We start from the raw sequence: 21,268 nt of genomic DNA, 5'->3' as shown, positions 1-21,268 counted from the left end.
TGGGAGTTGTCGCGCACGCAGTACATCGAGCAGGGCCCCACGCCCCTGGATAGTGCGACTACTGCGAGGCGCTCGGTACCGGCGTGGAGCTGGGGGTCGCCGAGGCGGACTCGCCGGCGCTCGCCGAAGGTGTGGGGGTGGGCGTCGGGGTCGGGGTCGGCGCCGGGGACGCCGTGGTGGGGGCCGGGGTGGGGGTCGGGGAGGGGACGCCGCGGCGGCTGCCCGGGCCCGAGAGGGTGACCACCGCGCCCGAGGGCTGGAAGACGATGCGGGAGGACCAGGCGTTCGCCGGGGCCGCCGACTCGTCCACGGTGACCAGAACCGTGAGCCGCGCCCCCGGCGCGAGCGTGCCGCCGTCGCGGCTGAGCCGGAGCCAGGACGCGTCGGTGCCGGCCGTCCACAGCAGAGGGCTGCCGCCGATGTTCGTCAGCGTGATCACCGTCCGGTCGCCGGACTGCGCCGCGCCGACCTGGAGCAGGCCGGGCCCGGCAGTGCCGCCGCCCCCACCATCACCGCCGCCACCGGTCGACGGACCGACGGAGGGCGAAGTCGCCGAGGGGCTCGGGGAGCTCACCGTGAAGGCGACGTTCTCGCCCAGGTGCCCGCCGCCCACCGACGTCGGCGCGGCGGACGGCTGCGCGGTGACCGCGCCCGACGAGGCCGGCGCGGACTGGGTGGGCTGCGGTTCGGTGACCCGGACCGAGGTCACCTGCGCCGCGGGAGCGCTCGGGCCGCCGCCCGCGTGCACGGCCCACAGCGCGACCACGGGACCCCCCACGACCGCGGCCGCGACCGAGCCGAGGACGGCCCGCTGGCGCACCACCGCGGCCTGATCCCGCTCCGGCGCCGCGTGCAGCGGGAAACCGCGCCGGTCGAAGCGCGGCTCGGGGGCGTCCTCCTGCGCGCAGACGGCGCGCAGCGCGGCCCGGGGCAGGTGCACCAGCGGCAGCGAGCCGACCGCGCGGAAGGTGCCGGGCCAGGGGCCCTCCGCGGCGCCGCGCTCCGCCGTGCCGCGGCAGGTCGGGCAGTCGTCGAGGTGACGGACCAGCTCGTTGCGCAGCGCCCGGCCGAGCACGGGGCCACGACCGCGGCCGAGACGGTTCAGCTCGGGGCAGGCGTCGGCCGCGAGCACGGCGAGCGCGGCGGCCGTCCGCTCGACCTCGCACACGCCCTGCGTCAGCAGGGCGGCCGCGGACTCGGGCCGCAGGCCGAGCACCGCTCCGATCTCCTCGGCCTCCAGCGAGTGCCGCCCGGAGAGCTCCAGCGCCTCGCGCTGGGTCGGGGTCGTCCCGGCCGCCTCCGGCCAGGCGAGCCGGGCCAGCCGCGACCGCGCGGCCACCGAGGTGACGTTCACCGGCGCCGGGGCCGGCCGCACCCGGCCGGCCCCGGCCCGCTCCTCCAGCCGCACCAGGCAGACGTAGCGGGCGAGCGCGTACAGCCACGCCCGCTCCAACTCCGGCCGCCGCAGCCGCCGACGATGGCGAGCGGCGAGCCGCCGCGTCTGCCGTACCGCGGCCACGGCCTCGTCCTGGTCGCACAGCACCGACAGGCTGTAACTGAACAGGGCGTCGGCGAGTTGGTCCTGCAGGGTCTCCACGTCTTACGACGGTAGAGACGCCGCGCCACCCCCTCCCGAGAAGCCACCCCCCATCCACCCTTTCGGGTGAGGTCGAGTCACGGGGGCGCACGCCGAACGAGGTTCGGGATATCCACGTGCCGCCGTCCGACCGCCCCCTGGCATTCCGGCGCGCCCGAACGAAAGCGCCCGAACCGAACGGACGTCGCACCGACCCCATCGCGGGCACCGTGATTGTCGGACCCTCGCTGTAGCGTCTTCCGCATGGCCGCGCGATCCAGTTCCTCCAAAGCTCAGCGGAGCACCTACCGGTGCACCGAGTGCGGCTCCGTGCCGCCCAAGTGGACGGGCCGGTGCACCGAGTGCAACGCCTGGGGCACGGTGGAGGAGGTCGGCGGGTCGCCGACCGTGCGGACGACGGCGGCGGGGCCGGTGTCCACGCCCGCGCGGCCGATCGGGCAGGTGGACGCGACGACCGCGGCCTCGCGGCCGACGAACATCGACGAGCTGGACCGGGTGCTCGGCGGCGGGCTGGTCCCGGGGGCCGTGGTGCTGCTGGCCGGGGAGCCCGGGGTCGGCAAGTCGACGCTGCTGCTCGACGTCGCCGCCAAGGCGGCGGGGCCGAACCAGCGCACGCTGTACATCACCGGGGAGGAATCCGCCTCGCAGGTGCGGCTGCGCGCGGACCGGATCAACGCGCTCTCCCCCCACCTCTACCTCGCCGCCGAGACGGACCTCGCCGCGGTGCTCGGGCACATCCAGCAGGTTCAGCCCTCGCTGCTGATCCTGGACTCCGTGCAGACCGTCGCCTCCGCCGAGCTGGACGGCGCGCCCGGCGGTCCGGCGCAGATCCGGGAGGTCGCGGCCGCGCTGATCCGGGAGTCCAAGACCCGGGCCATGTCGACGCTGCTGGTCGGCCACGTCACCAAGGAGGGCGCGATCGCGGGGCCGCGCCTGCTGGAGCACCTGGTCGACGTGGTGCTGCACTTCGAGGGCGACCGGCACGCGCGGCTGCGCCTGATCCGGGGCGTCAAGAACCGCTACGGCGCCACCGACGAGGTGGGCTGCTTCGAGCTGCACGACTCGGGCATCGTCGGGCTGCCGGATCCCTCGGGCCTGTTCCTCACCAAGCGCGCCGAGCCGGTGCCGGGCACCTGTCTGACCGTCACCCTGGAGGGGCGGCGGCCGCTGGTCGCCGAGGTGCAGGCGTTGCTGGTGGATTCGGTGATCCCCTCGCCGCGCCGGGCCACCTCCGGTCTGGACTCCCCGCGCATCGCGATGATCCTGGCCATGCTGGAGCGCCACGGCGGCGTCCGGCTCGGCAAGATGGACATCTACGCGGCCACCGTCGGCGGGGTGAAGCTCTCGGAGCCCTCCGCCGATCTGGCGATCGCGCTGGCGCTGGCCTCCTCCGCCGCCGACACGCCGCTGCCTCAGGGCATGGTCGCGATCGGCGAGGTCGGGCTCGCGGGCGAGGTGCGGCGGGTGACGGGCGTGGAGCGGCGGCTCGCCGAGGCGGCGCGGCTCGGGTTCACCCACGCGCTGGTGCCGCCGGAGCCGGGCAAGGTGCCCAAGGGGATGCGGGTGGTGGAGGTGGCCACCATCGGTGACGCCCTGGCCGCGATCCCGGGCCGCCCCGGGCGCGGCAGCCGCGACGGCGCCCGCCGCACTCCGCGTCAGACGCGCGAGGCGCGGGGGGCCAGCAGCGCGGAGAACAGCCGGGGCCGGGTCGACCTGACCGACGAGCGGCAGCGCGCCGTGCCGGGGTACCTCGACATTCCCGACAGCGCCGACGAGCTGATGGCCGGCTGGGAGGAGATCGAACCAGAGTGATCCGGCGCGTGAGTCGGTGTGCGAAACGACGCCTGTGACCAGCGTGAGTGATGTGACGAAATAGCAGCGATTCCCCGACCTCCGCAATATCGGGGCACACTCACAGGCGGTCACCGGTAAACTCGTACGCGCACACCGCACCCCACCGGAGGAGTCGCCGCCGTGGCAGCCAACGACCGGGCGGATCGTTCCTCCCGCGAGGAGGCCCTGCTCCGGGCCTCGCTCAGCGCCATCGCCCCCGGCACCGCCCTGCGCGACGGCCTCGAACGCGTGCTGCGCGGCCGAACGGGTGGCCTGATCGTCGTGGGCTTCGACAAGCAGGTCGAGGCGCTGTGCACGGGCGGTTTCGTCCTCGACGTCGAGTTCTCCGCGACGCGCCTGCGCGAGCTGTGCAAGCTCGACGGCGCGGTGGTCCTCGACAAGGACATCACCAAGATCGTGCGCGCGGGCGTGCAGCTGGTCCCGGACGCGGACATCCCCACCGAGGAGACCGGCACCCGGCACCGCACCGCCGAGCGGGTCAACAAGCAGACCGGCTACCCGGTGGTCTCGGTCAGCCAGTCCATGCGCCTGATCGCCCTCTACGTCAACGGCGCCCGCCGCGTCATCGAGGACTCCGCCGCGATCCTCTCCCGCGCCAACCAGGCGCTGGCCACGCTGGAGCGCTACAAGCTGCGCCTGGACGAGGTCTCCGGCACGCTGTCCGCCCTGGAGATCGAGGACCTGGTGACGGTTCGTGACGTCGCCGCCGTCGCGCAGCGCCAGGAGATGGTCCGCCTGATCGCCAGTGAGATCGCTGGCTACGTGGTCGAGCTGGGCACCGACGGCCGCCTGCTCTCGCTCCAGCTCGACGAGCTGATCGCGGGCGTGGAGCCGGACCGCGAGCTGGTGGCCCGGGACTACTTCCCCGAGCGCGCCGCCAAGCGCGGCCGCACCGTCCAGGACGTGCTGACGGACCTGGAGGCGCTGACCCACTCCGAGCTGCTGGAGATCCAGACGGTCGCCAAGGCGCTCGGCTACCCGGGCACGCCCGAGGCGCTGGACTCCGCGGTCAGCCCGCGCGGCTACCGCCTGCTGGCCAAGGTGCCGCGCCTGCCGAACACCGTCATCGAGCGGCTGGTCGAGCACTTCGGCGGCCTGCAGAAGCTGCTGGCCGCCAGCATCGACGACCTGCAGACGGTCGAGGGCGTCGGCGAGTCCCGGGCCCGCTCGGTCCGCGAGGGGCTCTCCCGCCTCGCGGAGTCCTCGATCCTCGAGCGCTACGTCTGACCTGGCGGCTGCCCTCCCGACCGGCCTCCAAACCGACCTCCCGGGCCGAGCTCCCCGCACGCTCACGCGAGCTCGGCCGGCGCCTTGCGCCGCAGCATGGTGGCGACGACGAAGCTCACCGTGGCGGCGACGACCATCAGTGGGGCGGCATCGGCCGCGTTGTTGCCGACCAGCAGGATCGCCAGCAGCGTCGCGGTGACCGGCAGACCGGTGATCGCCGCGCCGGACGCGGCCAGCCCGACGGAGAGGCCCGAGGCCGTGCCGAAGCCGGGCAGGCCGGAGCAGGCCAGTCCGATCGCGGCGCCGATCAGCACAGCCGGGAAGATCGGTCCGCCGCGCAGCGAGCCGAGGCTGATGCCCCAGGCCAGGCTCTTGAACAGGACCAGCAGCACCAGGGCGCCGACACCCAGGGCGTGCGGGCTCGCCGCCAGCTGTCCCAGCATGGCCTGCCCCGACAGCGCGGCCTCCTCCGGTGAGCGTCCGCTGAACAGCGCGTAGGCGGCGGTGCAGACACCGACCGCGACCGCGCAGACGACGGTCCTCGGGCCGGTCCGCAGTCGGGTGAAGACGGCGGTGCTCCAGCCGAGCGACTGCGCCCCGACGATCACGACGGCGATCAGAGCCGCCACCGGGATCCCCCACAGGAAGTCCCCCGCGTCGGGTGTGCCGCTGGTGGGGAGGCTCGGCAGGGACAGCGCGCCGATGCCGAGGCCGGTCCAGTGCCCGAATCCGGTGAACACCACGGCGCCGATCCCACTCGCCAGCAGGCAGGGAACCACCAGCAGCAACAGCTGCGGACCGCCGAGCCCGGCGGCCTCCAGCACCATCACGCAGCCGACGAGCGGATTGCCGAAGATCGTGGCGATGGCCGCGGTGGAGCCGGCCATCCCGATGATCGTGGCCGCCTTGGGCTGCGCCTCGCGCTTGGCGCGAGCGACGCCGAGCAGCGCCAGGGCTCCGCCGAGCGCCATCAGCGGCGCCTCGGGGCCGAGGGACGCGCCGAGCGGCAGGACGATCAGGGCGGCCAGCACGATGGAGGGCAGCGCCTTGGGCGGCTGCGGCGGCCCGCCGAGGCCCTTCACGGGCAGGTGGCCGCCGTGGCCGGGCATCCGCACCAGTACGGGTGCCACGAGCAGCCCGGCCAGCGCGAGCGTGGGCAGCGGCCACCACCAGGGCGGCTGACTGCTGTAGCCCAAGGCGTCCGGCAGCGACTCCCAGATCCAGTGCTGCAGCTCGTGCTCCAGGCTGACGAAACCGAAGGCCACCAGTGAGACCGGGATGCCGATCAGGGCGGCGAGCAGCAGCAGCTTGAGATAGCCGGGGCTGAGCAGGACCGCCTTGAGCTGGGACGCCCCCGGCGCCTCCTGGCCCTGGCCCTCGGCGGACGGTTCGGTGGTTGCCTGGTTCGACGCCATGGGCCCAGCTTCGGGCCGTGGACGCCATGCCATCAGCCAGACATACCGGACAATCTGACGACTCACCCGTTCGGGCGAGTCGTCCACGCCCCGGCGGCCGTCAGCTGCCGAACGGCGCCAGCTTGAACCAGTGCTGCGGCTGCGCCGAGACGCCGCCGATGCCGATGTGGGCGACGTACGTCCCGGCCGGGGCGTTGCCGCCGCCGGCGCCCGGGGTGCAGCCCGGCCTCGAGGTCGTCCGGCCCCAGCCGAAGAGGGCGGTCAGCGGACCGTCCCCGGCCGCCGGAACGGCGTACCACTGGGCGGCGGTCGCCTTCGGGCAGTCGCCCGAGGACCACACCGTCGCGCCGGTGTCGGAGGTGACGGTGAGGACCGCGGACCTGGCCCCCAGGTCCACCTTGCAGGCCGAGCCGCTGGTGTTGGTGATCCCCAGCTGGAAGGCCGGGAACTGGGAGGGGCGGTAGGTCTGCGCGGTGCTCGTCAGCGACAGGTCGAGGTCGGTGGCCGCGCAGGCGGGGAGGTTCATGGTGCCCGGCTGGTTGGGCGCGAGCGCACCGCCGGAGCCCGAACCGCTGCCGCCCGACGTGCCCGCTCCGCCGGACCCGCCGCCGCTGCCGCCCGCACCGGTCACGACGGGGGCGCCGGTGGGGGCTGTCGTCGGCACGGAGGAGCCGGACGCACCCGTGCTCGGCGCGGCCGAGCCGCCGCTGCCGCCCGCGCTGCCGTCGTTCGACCCGCCGCGGCCGGTCGGACCGGGGGTGAGCGAGGTGGCCGGGGTGGCGCTCCCCGCGTTCGCCTTCGGGTCCGCTCCGCCACCGCCGAAGAACAGCACGGAGCCCAGCACGACCACGGCCGCCAGGGCCGCGAGCACGACGAGACGGCGCCGCCAGTAGATTGACGCCGGCAGCGGTCCGACAGGATTGCGCAAGGAAGGCACGAGCAAACCTTACGAGAGTTCCACCCCTGCTCTGTGCAACACCGCCGTACCTGCTGCTTCTTCTTTCACATCATCGTCCTGTTGGGCCGACTGGTGGTCAGTACTGGGCCACCGGGCTGGCGTTCGTCGTGGAGGCGTTATGTCGGGTCGCGTACTGGTCGTCGACGACGACGCGGCGATCCGCCGCTCGCTGGAGCGCGGGCTGAGGCTGAGCGGATTCACCGTGCTCGTCGCGGCGGACGGCGCGGCCGCGCTGGACCTGGTCGCGACCGCGGCACCGGACGTGGTGGTGCTGGACGTGTCGATGCCGGGCCTGTCCGGCATCGAGGTCTGCCGCCGGATCCGGTCCGGCGGCGACGAGACGCCGGTGCTGATGCTCTCCGCCCTGGACGAGCTGGCCGACCGGGTCGCCGGACTTCAGGCCGGAGCCGACGACTACCTGATCAAGCCCTTCGCCCTGGAGGAGCTGGTGCTGCGCCTGCACGCCCTGCTGCGGCGCCGCCCCGCTCCCCCACCGACGGAGGTGCTACAGGCCGGGCCGGTGCTGGTGAACCCGACCACCCGCCGCGCCTACCGTGACGGCGTCGAGCTGCGGCTGACCCGCCGCGAGTTCGCGCTGCTGGAGCAGTTCGTCCGCAACCCCGGCATCGTGCTCACCCGCGACCAGCTGCTGGACCGCGTCTGGGGCTACGACTTCGAGGTGCGCACCGACGCGGTGGACACCTTCGTCAGCTATCTGCGGCGCAAGCTGGAGGAGGGCGGGCGCTCCCGCCTGCTGCACACCGTGCGCGGCGTGGGCTTCGTGCTGCGAGAGGAGACGGGCAGATGAGACTCTCCACGCGGCTGGCTCTGTGGGTCGGGCTGACCGTGCCGCTGGTGGTGCTGGCACTCGGCGCGCTGCTGGTCGGCCTGGTCGGCCACGACCTGCGCGCGCAGCAGAACACCCGGCTGCGCTCGGTCTCGGCGGCGCTGAAGCCGGACGTCCAGAACGTGCTCAACGCCGATCTGAACGGCCGCCCGCTGGTCGCCCGGGCACGGGACAGGCAGGTCCTGTCGGCCGCGCTGGACGCGGGCGTGGTGGTCCGTGACGGCCAGGGGCAGGTCGTCCTCGACGGCGGCCCGAGGCCCGACGCCTCGGTCACGCTGCCCCAGCCCTCCGGCAAGCCGGTCAGCGTGCCCGGCTTCCGCGCGGTGGGCGTCGACGTCGGCGGCCGGGCGGGCGGCACGCTGTGGGTCTTCTCCCCCGACAGCTCCGTCAGCACACAGCTCGCCACCGTCCGCACCAACGTGCTGCTCGCCGCGCTGCTCGCCGCCCCGCTGGCGGGTCTGCTGACGCTGGCGCTGGCCCGTCGCGCCACCCGCTCGCTGCGCACGCTCTCGGCGCGGGCCGCCGCCCTCGACCCGCGGGCGGGCGCGGACGCCTTCCGGCACCCGCGTTCGGGCGTCTTCGAGGTCGACGAGCTCGCGGGCGCGCTCGGCACGGTCCTCGCCCGCTACGACGAGCAGGCCGCGCGGACGGGCGAGGCGCTGGAGACCGCCCGCGCGTTCGCCTCCGCGGCCTCCCACGAGCTGCGCACGCCGCTGATGTCGATGCAGACCAACCTCGACGTCCTCGCCGCGCATCCGGACCTGCCGGCCGGGGAGCGCGGCGAGGTGGTCACCGATCTGCGCGTGGAGCACGCACGCCTGCTGGAGCTGCTGACCGCGCTGCGGACCCTGGCCCGCGGCGATCTCGTCGAGGCCGACGCGTTCACCGAGGTCGACCTCGGTGAGATCGTCGACTCCTGCGTGGCGGCCGTCGGCCGCGCCCGCCCGGAGGCGTCCCTGCGGTTCAGCGGGGGCTACGGCGTGCGGGTCCGGGCGTGGGAGCCCGGCCTGAAGATCCTGGTCACCAACCTGCTGACGAACGCGACGGTCCACGGCCACCTGCCGGGACGTGGCGCGCACGTCGAGGTGGCGATGGCGGTCCTGGGCCAGGAGGCGGTCCTCACGGTGGACGACTGGGGCCCCGGCATTCCCCCGGCCCGCCGGGCGGAGGTGTTCGAACGCTTCGTCCGCGGCGCGGAGAGCCCGGGCTCCGGCCTCGGCCTGACGCTCGTCGCCCAGCAGGCCGCCCTGCACGGCGGCACGGTCACCATCTCGGACGCCCCGGGCGGCACCGGCACCCGCTTCACCGTGCGGCTCCCGCTGAGCGGGACCCCGTTCGCGGAACCGACGCAACGCAACTGGCTGACCCAGACCCTCCAGCTGCGCCACCTCTAGACCCGGGGGCGCGAGGCTCTGCTCGATCAACTGCATGCGCGACAATCCCCCAGCTTTCGGCCGGGAGGTGCCCCGAGGTGCCCCCTCCCACGCGGGTAGAGCCCCGAACGGGCAGGGCCATCCGCACGCCGGTGGTTGCTCGCGCCCGGGCAGCGGGCACCTCCCGGCCGAAGGCTGGAGGAGGAGCCGCATATCAACGCAGCCCCGCGCCCCTCCAGGTGCAACTAAGCTCGGTGCGTGAGCGCTCTGCATACTCCCGTCCTGGCCTGGTACGACACCGCGGCGCGGGAGCTGCCCTGGCGGAGCGACGGCGCCACCCCGTGGGGGGTGATGGTCAGCGAGTTCATGCTGCAGCAGACCCCCGTCAAGCGCGTGCTGCCCGTCTACGAGGAGTGGCTGCGCCGTTGGCCGACGCCGCAGGCGCTCGCGGGTGAGCCCGCCGGGGAGGCCGTGCGGGCGTGGGGGCGGCTGGGGTACCCGCGGAGGGCCCTGCGGCTGCACGCTGCCGCGACCGCGATCACGGAGCAGTACGGCGGCGCGGTGCCGAGCGACCACGCGCGGCTCCTCGCCCTGCCGGGCGTGGGCGAGTACACCGCCGCCGCCGTGGCGTCGTTCGCCTTCCGTCAGCGGCACGCCGTGCTGGACACGAACGTGCGGCGGGTCTTCGCGCGGGCCGTCACCGGCCAGGAGTACCCGGCGAACGCGACGACCGCCGCCGAGCGCCGCACGGCGACGGCCCTGCTGCCGGACGACGCGGAGACCGCAGCGACCTGGGCGGTCGCGGTGATGGAGCTGGGCGCGCTGGTCTGCACCGCGCGCAGCCCGGAGTGCGGGCGCTGCCCGATCGCGCGGGCCTGCGCGTGGCGGCAGGCGGGCTCGCCGCCGTGGGAGGGGCCGGCCCGGCGGGGGCAGAGCTACGAGGGCACGGACCGCCAGGTGCGCGGCAAGCTGCTGGCCGTGCTGCGCGAGGCACCGGAGGCGGTGACGCAGGCGCAGCTGGACGCGGTGTGGGCGGACGGCGTGCAGCGGGCGCGGGCACTGGACGGTCTGGTCACGGACGGTCTCGTGGAGCCGGTGGCGCCGGGCGTGTACCGGCTGCCGCGCTGAGCCGGCGGCGAACGGCCGTTCGGCAACCTACTTGCCGACCGGCTAGTTGCGGCGAAGAGAGCACGCTAAGCTCGTGCTAGTCCTGCGTACGGAGACGCAGCCCACCTGGCGGAGCGAGTAGACAGCCATGACCACCCAGACCCCCCGCGGCGACACCCGGGAGCGCATCCTCGACGTGGCTCTGGAGCTCTTCGTGGAGCACGGGTACGAGAAGACGTCGCTGCGCGAGATCGCCGACGGGCTGGGCGTCACCAAGGCCGCGCTCTACTACCACTTCCGTACCAAGGAGGACATCCTCGCGGGGATCGTCGCGCGGATCTCCGAGCCGATCGAGCAGACCATCGCCTGGGGTCAGGAGCAGCAGTACAGCCCCGAGGTCCGTGACGAGATCCTGCGGCGCTTCGCCGAGGGGATGGCCGACCGGCAGCCGATCCTGCGGTTCTTCCACGAGAACCAGCCGGCCATCCGCGAGCTGGAGGTGGGCAACGCCTTCAAGGAGCGGATCATCGTGCTGACCCGGCTGATGCAGGGGCCGAACCCCTCCTTCGAGGACCGGGTCCGCGCCACCGTCGCGCTGATGACGATCAACATCGCCTCCTTCGTCGCGGACGCGCACGAGCACGAGGGATGCGTGCGCGAGCTGCCGGAGCTGCCCGACGACGAGACCCGCCGCGAGACCGCGCTGCGCATCGCCCTCGACGTCGCGGACCGGATCGGTTCGGCCACCGCCGAAGCATGACCGGGGCATGACCGGGCGTGACCGAGGCGCTCGTACGCCCGTGTTGACACGGAGTCAATACCCGGGTGCCACAAGGAACCATCCCGTGCGCATGCTCGCGCACTGTCGCAGGACGCCCTTGTCCGGTTGGTAATGCCATGTGACGCTCGCTCTGAGCCCTTCCGGCGTCCTAGGAGCGAGTCAATGTCGACGTTCGACCTGTACACCACCAAGCCCGCCGACCAGGACGGCCAGTGGACCGTCCCCGCATCCGGCGCCGCGCGCTTCAACTGGGAGTACGACGAGGGCCGCGAGCGCCTGCTGAACCTGTACCAGAAGGGCAAGGACAAGCAGTGGGACCAGGTCACCCGCATCGACTGGTCCCTGGAGGTCGACCCGTACGACCCGCTGGGCGTGCCCGACGAGGCGATGACGCTCTACGGCTCGCCGTACTGGGACAGGATGAGCGAGGCCAACCGGGCCGACCTGCGCCGGCACTACGCCTCCTGGCAGTTCAGCCAGTTCCTCCACGGTGAGCAGGGCGCCATGGTGTGCGCCGCCCGGATCGTGGAGTCGGTGCCGGACATGGACGCCAAGTTCTACTCGGCCACCCAGACCATGGACGAGGCCCGCCACGTCGAGCTGTACTCGCGCTTCCTGCACGAGAAGATCGGTCTGCTCTACCCGATCAACGACAACCTCCAGTCGCTGCTCGGCGACACCCTGCGCGACTCCCGCTGGGACATGCCCTACCTCGGCATGCAGGTGCTGATCGAGGGCCTGGCCCTGGCCGCGTTCGGGATGCTGCGCGACACCACCAGCAAGCCGCTGCCCAAGCAGCTGCTCGCCTACGTGATGCAGGACGAGGCCCGGCACGTGGCCTTCGGCCGGATGGCGCTGCGGGACTACTACGGTCAGCTGTCGTCGGCCGAGCTCGCCGAGCGCGAGGAGTTCGTCATCGAGGGCTGCTACCTGATGCGGGACCGGCTGCGCGGCGTGGAGGTGCTGGAGAACTTCGGCATCCCGAAGAAGGACGCGGAGGAGCTCAGCGAGAACAGCGAGTACCTGCAGTTCTTCCGCAGGCTGCTGTTCTCGCGGATCGTGCCGTGCGTCAAGGACATCGGCCTGTGGGGGCCGAAGCTCCAGCAGGCCTACCTCGACATGGGCGTCTTCGAGATGGGCGACTCCAACCTCGACGCGCTGATGCAGCAGGACGAGGAGATCGCCGAGGCCCTGGACGCGGAACGCTTCGCGGCCGAGGAGGCCGCGCGGGTGGACGAAGTGGAACAGGCGATCGCCCAGGGCGCGGAGGCCTGAGCGATCGCCTGCGAAGCCGGCGGGTGACTCGGGGTCACTGGTTGCTGGTGGTCACGACCTTGGTGGTCAGCGGCCCGAACGGGGCGTAGCCGAACTTCAGGGCGACCTGGCCGTAGTAGGCCAGGTCCGCCCGGCCGACGATGCGGACGCGGATCCGCTCGGTGACGCTCGCCCCGTTCGCGAGCCCCGCACGCACGGCCGGGAGCGGCGCGTCCAGGGTGCCCGCGGGGACCCAGCCCTTGCCGTTCCACACGTCGAAGGCGAGCTTCTGGCCGTTCGCGGGCCGCGCCTCGACGACCCACGGGTGCAGCGCCTCGGCGAGAGCCGCACCGGTGCGGTTGGTGTAGCGCACGTCGAGGACGAGCGGCGCGGTGACGTTCACGTACTTCCCGCCGGTGACGGTGGTCACGATCGGCCCGCCGTTGTCGAGGCTGAACGGGCCGATGTGGAAGTTCTGCACCCGCAGGGCGGAGTAGGTCCCGTTGAGGGCGTCAAGGCCGACCACCAGGCGGTCGTCGTTGAGCGGGAAGGCCTTCGTCGCCTCGACGGTGACCTTCCAGGTGTAGGTGGCGTGCGCCGGGATGGTGAACTTCGAGCCCCAGTGGCCACCCTTGGGGTAGACGGCGCCTATGAACCCGCCGTCCTGGCTGCCGAAGGTGTACGCGGTGGCGGGGGCGTGGACCGCCTGGACGACCAGCTTCACCAGGCCCTCGTGCATCGGCAGCGCGCCGTGCGCCCCGCCGACCAGCTCACCGGCGAAGGCCACCGCCTTGCCGGAGTGGTTGGTGACGGTGAAGTCGAACGACTTCGCCTTGCCACCCGGCAGCAGCGGGCCCGGCTGGGCCGGCGTCGCGCTCACCGTGAGCGGGTCGGCTGCCCTGGCCGGCGTCGCGGCGTTCGCCGTACCCGGCAGCAGCGCCAGCGAGGCGGACGCGGCGACGACGACGGCAACGGCTCCGACGAGGCGGGTACGGATAGGCATCGCGGCCCCCAGGCTTCCTTCAGTGGGTTCGTGGTCGCTCTCCCGGCGACACGAGAATCTTCGCGCAAAGATCGTCGGCACGCGATCGCTGTCCCGTCACCACTCTGCAACAGCGTGAAGGCCCGTTCGGCGCGCCGGATTTCGGGGCTCCGAACGCGGACCGCCGCCCGGTCAGTGCGTGACGGTGACCAGGCGGTCCGCGGAGGCCAGGAACGGGTCGTAGGCCGCCTGGATCAGCACCTTCTGGGACGCCGGTGCGCCCGCGTCCCAGCGGACCAGGCGCATGCGGAAGGTGTAGCTCACGCTCTGGCCGTTCGCCCAGTGGGCCGGGAGCTTCGGCAGCCCGGCGCCGTCGGTGTCGAGCTGCACCCAGCGGCCGTGCTCCAGAAGGTCGTAGGCGATCGTGGCGGCCGAGGAGCCACCGCCCGGCAACTGCTCGATGATCCACGGCTCCAGCGTCTGCGTCACCGCGGCGCCGGTGCGGTTGGTCAGCGTGTAGTGCAGGACCAGGGGCTTGCCGGGGGACAGCACGTTGCCGCCCGTCAGCGTCTGCGTGATCGGGCCGCCGGTGCGGGCGGTGCCGACCTTGAGGTCGAGCCCGCGGCTCACCTCGCGGCCGTCCTTGGTGTCCAGGTTGAACCCGAAGAAGAGACGGTCGTCGTTGACCGGCCAGGCCTTGGTCGCGGCCAGGCTGACCTTCCAGGTGTAGGTGGCGTGCGCCGGCAGCGTGAAGGCGCCGTTGACCGGGCCGTGCTTCGGGTAGAGGAAGCCGAGCAGGCCGCCGTCCTGACCGCCGAACTCCAGCGTCGACGCCGGGGCGTGGACGGGGGTCACGTTCAGCCTGACGTCGGTCCCGTCGAGGCTGAGCGCCCCGTGGGCACTGCCGCCGATCTCGTCGGTGAAGGCGACGGCCTTGCCCGAGGTGTTGGTGACCGAGAGGTCGAACACCTTCGCCCGTCCGCCCGGCATCAGCGGGCCGGACTGGACCTGGCCCAGCTTCACCACCAACGGGCTCCTGGGCGTGGCGGCCTGCGCCACCCCGGGCAGCGCGACGGCGGCGGAGACGGCGGCCACGGCGACGGCCCCGGCGAGAACCTTGCGGCGAGCGCGGCGAACAGACATGAACGAACCCCCACGGATACGCAGTTGACGGTCACCAGGAGCGGCGACGAAAGGAATCCTGCCAACAGACCGTTCGCGTGCGATCGTCGGACCGTCGCAACTTGGCAACAGCCGAAAGTCCTTTCGCAGAAGGGAACATCGGGGATCATTGACCCCATGGACGACCACCGCGTCGAGCTCGCCGACGCCATCGAGGCCATTCGCGGCCAGCTGATCGACGCCGCCGCGCGCGGCGCCGGCTCCGACCTCGCCTTCGAAGTCGGCGACATCCAGCTGGAGTTCAGCGTCGAGCTGAGCACCGACCGGACCGTGAAGGGCGGCGTGCGCGCCTGGGTGCTCACCGGCGGCTTCGAGGCGCGGCACGACACGCACCGGACCCAGCGGATCTCGGTCACCCTCACGCCGAAGCGGCGCGGCGACGGCGGCCGACCCGAGGTCGGCGACTCCACCGCCCCCGACACCACGGGGCTCTGACCGCCATGACCCACCCCCAGCGCGAGCGCATCGCCGTCGTCCTCGGACCGCGACAGGGCAGCGGCTACCTGCTCAGCGCCTGGATGGTGCTGACGGCCGCCCACGTGGTCGGGGAGGACGCAACGGCCCGGGTGGCCGTGCCGGGCTTCGGGGCGCACGAGTGCCGGGTCGTCTGGCGACGCCACGACGAACGGTGCGACGCCGCCCTGCTGGTGGCGGGGGAGGATCTCGTCCCGACCGAGGTCTTCCGGCGCTTCGAGCGGCTGTCCTGGGGCTTCCTCGACAGCCTCGCTCCCCGGCGCGGGGCCACCGCGGTCGGCTTTCCGCGCGTCCAGCGGTTCGCCGGCGAGCGGCTGGACAGCGAGCAGCTCGTCGGCACCCTCAAGCCCGCCAGCGGGCTGCTCAGCGGGCGGCCGGTGCTGGACAGCGACCACCGGGCACCGAACCCGGTCGAGGGCGCCTCGCCCTGGGCCGGCATGTCGGGCGCCCCGGTCTTCGTCGACAACTGCCTGGTGGGGCTCGTTCGTTCGGCGCCGACCCGGTGGGGCGAGGGACGGCTGGAGCTGACCCTCGGCGAGGAGTTCGTCACGGACGACGAGGTCTGCCACCTCTTCGACCAGGGCAACGTCGGCTTCCTGAAGACCCACCTCCAGCCGCCCGCGGACTCCTTCGAGGAACGCCTGCGCGCCTACCTCGCCGGCGAGTGGGACAAGGTCCGGATCTACGGCGTCACCCGCTCCGGGCGCGGGGACGGCTCGTGGCGGCTGGACATCGCCTACCTGAGCCTGGAGCTCGCCGACAGCGAGCGGCCGGTGCGCGCGGCCGAGGACGAGGAAGCCGCGCCCGTGGCCCAGCGGGCGCCGGACGCGCTGGCGCAGCAGCCGCGGATACTGCTGCGCGGGAACGCCGGGTCCGGCAAGACGACGCTGCTGCAGTGGCTGACCACGCTCACCGCCCGCGACGAACTGCCGGAACAGCTGGCCCAGTTCAAGGACTGCACACCGATCCTGCTGCGGCTGCGCGCGCTCGCCAGGGCCGGGCAGGTGCTGCCCTCGCCCGAGGACTTCCTGCGGGCGTCGGGCAACCCGCTGGCGGGGTTCTCCGGCTCGGAGGGTTGGGTCAGTCGCCGGATGGCGGAGGGACGAGTGCTGCTGCTCGTCGACGGCATCGACGAGGCTCCCGAGTCGGAGCGGCGGCGGGTGCGGGAGTGGCTGGGCGGGCTGCTCGGCGCCTACCCCGGCATCCGCTGCCTGGTGACGACCCGTCCCTCCGCCGTCCGCGAGGGCTGGCTGGCGGATCTCGGCTTCGCCGAGCTGGACCTGCTGCCGATGAGCCGGGGTGACGTCAGCGCCTTCATCGCGCGCTGGCACGCGGCCGCCGCCGAGGGCGCGGGGCAGGACGAGGAGCAGCGGACCCGGCTGGCCGGCTGGCGGGACATGCTGACGGAGGCGGTGGGCCGCAAGCAGGACCTCGGCCGGCTGGCCACCAACCCGCTGATGTGCTCGCTGATCTGCGCCCTCAACGCCGACCGGCAGGGGCACCTGCCGTCCGGCCGGATGGCGCTCTACGACGCGGCGCTGGAGATGCTGCTGGTCCGCCGGGACGAGGAGCGCGGCGTGGACCCCGCCTCCGAGGGCTTGGCGCTGACCGAGGCCCAGCAGCAGGCGCTGCTGCAGCGACTCGCGTACTGGCTGATCCGCAACGGACAGTCGGAGCTCACCGAGGACCAGGCGCTGTCCCGGATCGGGCACGCCCTGCCGCAGATGCCGCAGATCCAGGGCACACCCGAGCGGGTGCTGCGGCACCTGCTGGTCCGCAGCGGTCTGCTGCGCGAACCCGCGCCCGGTGCGGTCGACTTCGTGCACCGCACCTTCCAGGACTACCTCGGCGCGCAGGCCGCGATCGAGGAGGGCGACATCCCGTTGCTGGTCGAACGCGCCCACGAGGACCAGTGGGAGGACGTGATCCGCCTCGCGGTCGGCCACGCCCGCCGTCGCGAGCGCGCGGACCTGCTGACCCGGGTGCTGCGCCGCGCGGAGGCGGAACCGGCCCACGCCGACCGGCTGCGGCTGCTCGCGGCCGCCTGCCTGGACATGGCCGTCGAGCTGGACCCGGGCGTCCGGGACGCCGTGACGGAGGCGGTCACGGCGCTGGTGCCGCCGCGCGGCAACGAGGCGGCCAAGGCGCTGGCGGCCGCCGGGCCGGTCGTGCTGGAACTCCTGCCGGGCCCGGAGGAGCTCGGGGAGGAGACGGCGCGCGCCGTCGTCGTCTGCGCCACGACGATCGCCACCGAGCGGGCCGTCCCGCTGCTGGCCGCCTACGCGGACCACCCGTCCATCGAGCTGCGGATGGATCTGGCCCGCGCCTGGCCGCGGTTCGACACCGAGGAGTACGGGCGGACCGTGATCACCCGGCTCGCCGAGCGGGAGGACCTGCGACTGTTCGTCAGCAGCCGGGCCGAGGCGGAGTTCGTCGCGACGCTGCCCGCCGTGCACCGGGTGGAGTTCGTCGGCCCGCTCACCGGGGACGTGGTCGACCTGGTCCCGCTCGGGGACCTGCGCGAGCTGCGCTTCCACGAGAACCCGCTGCCGGTCGACCTCTCCAGGGTCCGCCGGGCGCCGGCGCTGACCACGTTCATGATGTTCAACGACAGCGGCGCCGTCGACCTCTCCCCGCTCGCCGACACCAACGTCAAGCGGGTGATCGTGCTCGGTTGCTCGGGTGTGGAGTCGCTCGCCGCTCTCGGCCGGATGCGGGAGCTGGAACACGTCAGCTTCGCCAACGCGTCCCTGCCCTACAGCGTGGACCTCGACCTGGCCCACGTCCTGGCCGCGCCGAAGCTGACCTCCCTGCGGCTGATGGCGACGGATCTCGATCTCGGCGACTGGGACCTGCTGCGCGCGCACGCACCGCTGGAGACGCTCGACCTGGAGGCGCTCGACCTGGCCGTGCCGGCCGGGCTCGCACCGTTCCCCCAGGTCCGTGATCTGCGGCTGCGCCTCACCCGGGGGCTGGACGCGCCCGGACGGATCATCGACGCCTTCCCCGGCCTCACCTCGCTGTGGTTCCACGGCAACGCGCCGACGGACCTCACGGGGCTGCCCCCGGGCCTGTTGGTCGGGCTGGAGGGACCGGCCCCGCTGGGTGCCGCCGAGCCGATCTCCCCGCCGCCCTACCAGTTCTCCGGCAACCTCGACTGGTACCGCGTGCGGTAGCGCCGGCCCGGTGGCCGCCGACCCGGTGCCGGCCGGACCACCACCGGACACGACGAAGGACCCGGCCCCTCAGGGGGCCGGGTCCTTTCGGCGGTGCGCGGTCGTTACGCGGTCAGGTCCGACGGACCACCCGCGGCGGCGACCGGCGGGGCGTCGGCCACGGGGGCCTTGTCCGCGCCGTGGAAGGTGAACTTCGCTTCCTTGCCCTCGCCCTCGACGTCCACGACGACGATGTGGCCGGAGCGCAGCTCGCCGAAGAGGATCTTCTCCGACAGCGTGTCCTCGATCTCGCGCTGGATCGTGCGACGCAGCGGACGCGCGCCCAGCAGCGGGTCGTAACCACGCTTGGCGAGCAGCTGCTTCGCGGCCGGACGCAGCTCCAGACCCATGTCGCGGTCCTTGAGGCGCTCGTCCACCTTGGCGGCCATGAGGTCGACGATCTGGATGATCTCGTCCTCGCCGAGCTGGTGGAAGACCACGATGTCGTCGACGCGGTTGAGGAACTCGGGGCGGAAGTGCTGCTTGAGCTCCTCGCCGACCTTGGCCTTCATCCGGTCGTAGCCGGTCTGGAGGTCGCCGGTGGCGGCGAAGCCCAGGTTGAAGCCCTTGGAGATGTCCCGGGTGCCGAGGTTGGTGGTCATGATGATGACCGTGTTCTTGAAGTCCACGACCCGGCCCTGGGAGTCGGTCAGGCGACCGTCCTCCAGGATCTGCAGCAGCGAGTTGAAGATGTCCGGGTGGGCCTTCTCGACCTCGTCGAAGAGCACGACCGAGAACGGCTTGCGGCGCACCTTCTCCGTCAGCTGGCCGCCCTCCTCGTACCCGACGTAGCCGGGCGGGGAGCCGAACAGGCGCGAGACGGTGTGCTTCTCGCTGAACTCGGACATGTCGAGCTGGATCAGCGCGTCCTCGTCGCCGAAGAGGAACTCGGCGAGCGTCTTGGACAGCTCCGTCTTACCGACGCCCGAGGGGCCGGCGAAGATGAAGGAGCCACCGGGACGCTTCGGGTCCTTCAGGCCCGCACGGGTACGGCGGATCGCCTGGGAGAGCGCCTTGATCGCGTCCTTCTGGCCGATGACGCGCTTGTGCAGCTCGTCCTCCATGCGCAGCAGACGCGAGGACTCCTCCTCGGTCAGCTTGAAGACCGGGATGCCGGTGGCCGTCGCCAGGACCTCGGCGATCAGATCCTCGTCGACCTCGGCCACGACGTCCATGTCGCCGGCCTTCCACTCCTTCTCGCGCTTGGCCTTGGCCTGAAGGAGCTGCTTCTCGTTGTCGCGCAGGGACGCGGCCTTCTCGAAGTCCTGCGCGTCGATCGCGGACTCCTTCTCGCGCCGCACGTCCGCGATCTTCTCGTCGAACTCGCGGAGGTCCGGCGGAGCCGTCATCCGGCGGATGCGCATCCGGGAGCCGGCCTCGTCGATCAGGTCGATCGCCTTGTCCGGCAGGAAGCGGTCCGAGATGTAGCGGTCGGCCAGGGTGGCGGCGGCGACCAGGGCGGCGTCCGTGATGGAGACGCGGTGGTGCGCCTCGTAGCGGTCGCGCAGACCCTTGAGGATCTCGATGGTGTGGGCGAGCGACGGCTCGGCGACCTGGATCGGCTGGAAGCGGCGCTCCAGGGCCGCGTCCTTCTCCAGGTGCTTGCGGTACTCGTCCAGCGTGGTGGCGCCGATGGTCTGCAGCTCACCACGGGCCAGCATCGGCTTGAGGATCGAGGCGGCGTCGATCGCGCCCTCGGCGGCACCCGCACCGACCAGGGTGTGGATCTCGTCGATGAACAGGATGATGTCGCCGCGGGTGCGGATCTCCTTGAGGACCTTCTTCAGGCGCTCCTCGAAGTCACCGCGGTAGCGGGAGCCGGCGACCAGGGCGCCGAGGTCCAGCGTGTAGAGCTGCTTGTCCTTGATCGTCTCGGGCACCTCGCCCTTGACGATGGCCTGGGCCAGGCCCTCGACGACCGCCGTCTTGCCGACGCCGGGCTCGCCGATGAGGACCGGGTTGTTCTTGGTGCGGCGGGACAGCACCTGCATGACCCGCTCGATCTCCTTCTCGCGCCCGATGACCGGGTCGAGCTTGGCCTCGCGAGCGGCCTGCGTCAGGTTGCGGCCGAACTGGTCGAGGACCAGGGAGGTCGAGGGGGTGCCCTCGGCCGGACCGCCGGCCGTGGCGGACTCCTTGCCGCCGCCGCCCGTCTGGTAGCCGGAGAGCAGCTGGATGACCTGCTGGCGCACCCGGTTGAGGTCGGCGCCCAGCTTCACCAGGACCTGGGCGGCGACGCCCTCGCCCTCGCGAATCAGGCCGAGCAGGATGTGCTCGGTGCCGATGTAGTTGTGGCCCAGCTGAAGTGCCTCGCGGAGCGACAGCTCCAGGACCTTCTTCGCACGGGGGGTGAAGGGGATGTGACCGGACGGGGCCTGCTGGCCCTGGCCGATGATCTCCTCGACCTGCTGGCGAACCGCCTCGAGCGAGATCCCGAGGCTCTCCAGGGCCTTAGCGGCGACACCCTCACCCTCGTGGATCAGGCCCAGGAGGATGTGCTCGGTGCCGATGTAGTTGTGGTTGAGCATCCGGGCTTCTTCCTGAGCCAGGACGACAACCCGCCGCGCGCGGTCGGTGAACCTCTCGAACATCGTTAATCGCTCCTCAGAGCGGTCGGGGCAGTGAGGGAAAATCCCCTCCCTGTCCTACCGCATGCTAGTCCCGGAGGCCGGAACAGCTCCTCACTCCAACCGTCGACACCCGCTGGTGGGGGACCGTGCGACGGCCGACAATGACTCCAACCGAATGCTGCGGGATGGTGTTCCCGCAGGCCAGGCAGATCCACCTGGAATCGCTACGCCGACGGCGAACGCACCCCGAAGGGCGACGTCGACACGCCGCGACGCCGCGACACCGGGCGTCCCACTTGGGCATTCATACCCTCTGGCGTACCCCGTCCATACCGGCGTGACGCACGGGGTGACTCCGTCCGGTGTTCGCTCACCGAGGAATCCCGCGGACGTTCCGGTCCGTCGGCCTTTGGGGCGAATCCCTCAGTCGAG

General features: G+C 72.6%; 15 protein-coding genes. 9 read left to right on the top strand and 6 right to left on the bottom strand.

All coding sequences use genetic code 11. From position 1 onward, the window contains the following. Positions 1 to 58: 58 nt before the first annotated feature. On the bottom strand, positions 59 to 1,597 hold the full coding sequence (locus ABH931_RS17755) for a hypothetical protein (protein ID WP_370114301.1): 1,539 nt from the start codon (positions 1,595 to 1,597) through the stop codon (positions 59 to 61). A 243-nt stretch (positions 1,598 to 1,840) separates the two neighbouring features. Between ABH931_RS17755 and radA the strand changes: the two genes are divergently transcribed. Further along, entirely contained in the window at positions 1,841 to 3,409 is a 1,569-nt protein-coding gene (gene radA, locus ABH931_RS17750) for a DNA repair protein RadA (protein ID WP_370114299.1), read from the top strand. A 162-nt stretch (positions 3,410 to 3,571) separates the two neighbouring features. Further along, a complete protein-coding gene (disA, locus tag ABH931_RS17745; RefSeq protein WP_370114297.1) occupies positions 3,572 to 4,678 on the top strand; it encodes a DNA integrity scanning diadenylate cyclase DisA in 1,107 nt (368 codons plus the stop codon). A gap of 62 nt (positions 4,679 to 4,740) precedes the next feature. Here the strand turns inward: disA and ABH931_RS17740 are convergent, their stop codons facing one another. After that, positions 4,741 to 6,093 (bottom strand): chloride channel protein, encoded by a 1,353-nt coding sequence (locus ABH931_RS17740; RefSeq protein ID WP_370114295.1) that lies wholly within the window; start codon positions 6,091 to 6,093, stop codon positions 4,741 to 4,743. Positions 6,094 to 6,193: 100 nt separating this feature from the next. Then, on the bottom strand, positions 6,194 to 7,030 hold the full coding sequence (locus ABH931_RS17735) for a hypothetical protein (RefSeq protein WP_370114293.1): 837 nt from the start codon (positions 7,028 to 7,030) through the stop codon (positions 6,194 to 6,196). Positions 7,031 to 7,169: 139 nt separating this feature from the next. Between ABH931_RS17735 and ABH931_RS17730 the strand changes: the two genes are divergently transcribed. The 5 genes from ABH931_RS17730 to ABH931_RS17710 all read left to right on the top strand — a co-directional run bounded on the left by ABH931_RS17730 (position 7,170) and on the right by ABH931_RS17710 (position 12,434). Further along, positions 7,170 to 7,859, top strand: a complete 690-nt coding sequence (locus ABH931_RS17730; protein ID WP_370114291.1) for a response regulator transcription factor — start codon at positions 7,170 to 7,172, stop codon at positions 7,857 to 7,859. After that, on the top strand, positions 7,856 to 9,292 hold the full coding sequence (locus ABH931_RS17725) for a sensor histidine kinase (RefSeq protein ID WP_370114289.1): 1,437 nt from the start codon (positions 7,856 to 7,858) through the stop codon (positions 9,290 to 9,292). Before ABH931_RS17730 ends, ABH931_RS17725 begins: the two co-directional genes overlap by 4 nt. 237 nt (positions 9,293 to 9,529) lie before the next feature. Next, a complete protein-coding gene (locus ABH931_RS17720; RefSeq protein WP_370114287.1) occupies positions 9,530 to 10,399 on the top strand; it encodes an A/G-specific adenine glycosylase in 870 nt (289 codons plus the stop codon). 127 nt (positions 10,400 to 10,526) lie between these two features. Next, a complete protein-coding gene (locus tag ABH931_RS17715) occupies positions 10,527 to 11,138 on the top strand; it encodes a TetR/AcrR family transcriptional regulator (RefSeq protein WP_370114285.1) in 612 nt (203 codons plus the stop codon). Between the two features lie 183 nt (positions 11,139 to 11,321). Beyond that, a complete protein-coding gene (locus ABH931_RS17710) occupies positions 11,322 to 12,434 on the top strand; it encodes a ferritin-like domain-containing protein (protein ID WP_370114283.1) in 1,113 nt (370 codons plus the stop codon). Positions 12,435 to 12,468: 34 nt separating this feature from the next. On the opposite strand, the gene ABH931_RS17705 is transcribed toward ABH931_RS17710, so the two are convergent. After that, complete coding sequence (locus tag ABH931_RS17705; protein WP_370114281.1) at positions 12,469 to 13,416, bottom strand: hypothetical protein; 948 nt, start codon at positions 13,414 to 13,416, stop codon at positions 12,469 to 12,471. A gap of 171 nt (positions 13,417 to 13,587) precedes the next feature. Further along, positions 13,588 to 14,538: a hypothetical protein gene (locus ABH931_RS17700; protein WP_370114279.1), complete on the bottom strand. Its 951-nt coding sequence runs from the start codon at positions 14,536 to 14,538 to the stop codon at positions 13,588 to 13,590. Positions 14,539 to 14,694: 156 nt separating this feature from the next. Here ABH931_RS17700 and ABH931_RS17695 point away from each other — a divergent pair, with 156 nt between their 5' ends. Both ABH931_RS17695 and ABH931_RS17690 read left to right on the top strand, forming a co-directional pair. After that, entirely contained in the window at positions 14,695 to 15,012 is a 318-nt protein-coding gene (locus ABH931_RS17695) for a trypco2 family protein (RefSeq protein ID WP_370114277.1), read from the top strand. Between the two features lie 5 nt (positions 15,013 to 15,017). Next, entirely contained in the window at positions 15,018 to 18,227 is a 3,210-nt protein-coding gene (locus ABH931_RS17690; RefSeq protein WP_370114275.1) for an NACHT domain-containing protein, read from the top strand. A gap of 104 nt (positions 18,228 to 18,331) precedes the next feature. Here ABH931_RS17690 and ABH931_RS17685 read toward each other — a convergent pair whose 3' ends face one another. Then, positions 18,332 to 20,857 (bottom strand): ATP-dependent Clp protease ATP-binding subunit, encoded by a 2,526-nt coding sequence (locus ABH931_RS17685; protein ID WP_370114273.1) that lies wholly within the window; start codon positions 20,855 to 20,857, stop codon positions 18,332 to 18,334. Positions 20,858 to 21,268 lie beyond the last annotated feature (411 nt).

It is taken from the genome of Streptacidiphilus sp. MAP12-33, assembly GCF_041261265.1.
Taxonomy (GTDB): domain Bacteria; phylum Actinomycetota; class Actinomycetes; order Streptomycetales; family Streptomycetaceae; genus Streptacidiphilus.
The sequence above is the reverse complement of the archived record's forward strand: the minus strand, read 5'-3'. Positions and strand labels throughout refer to the sequence as shown.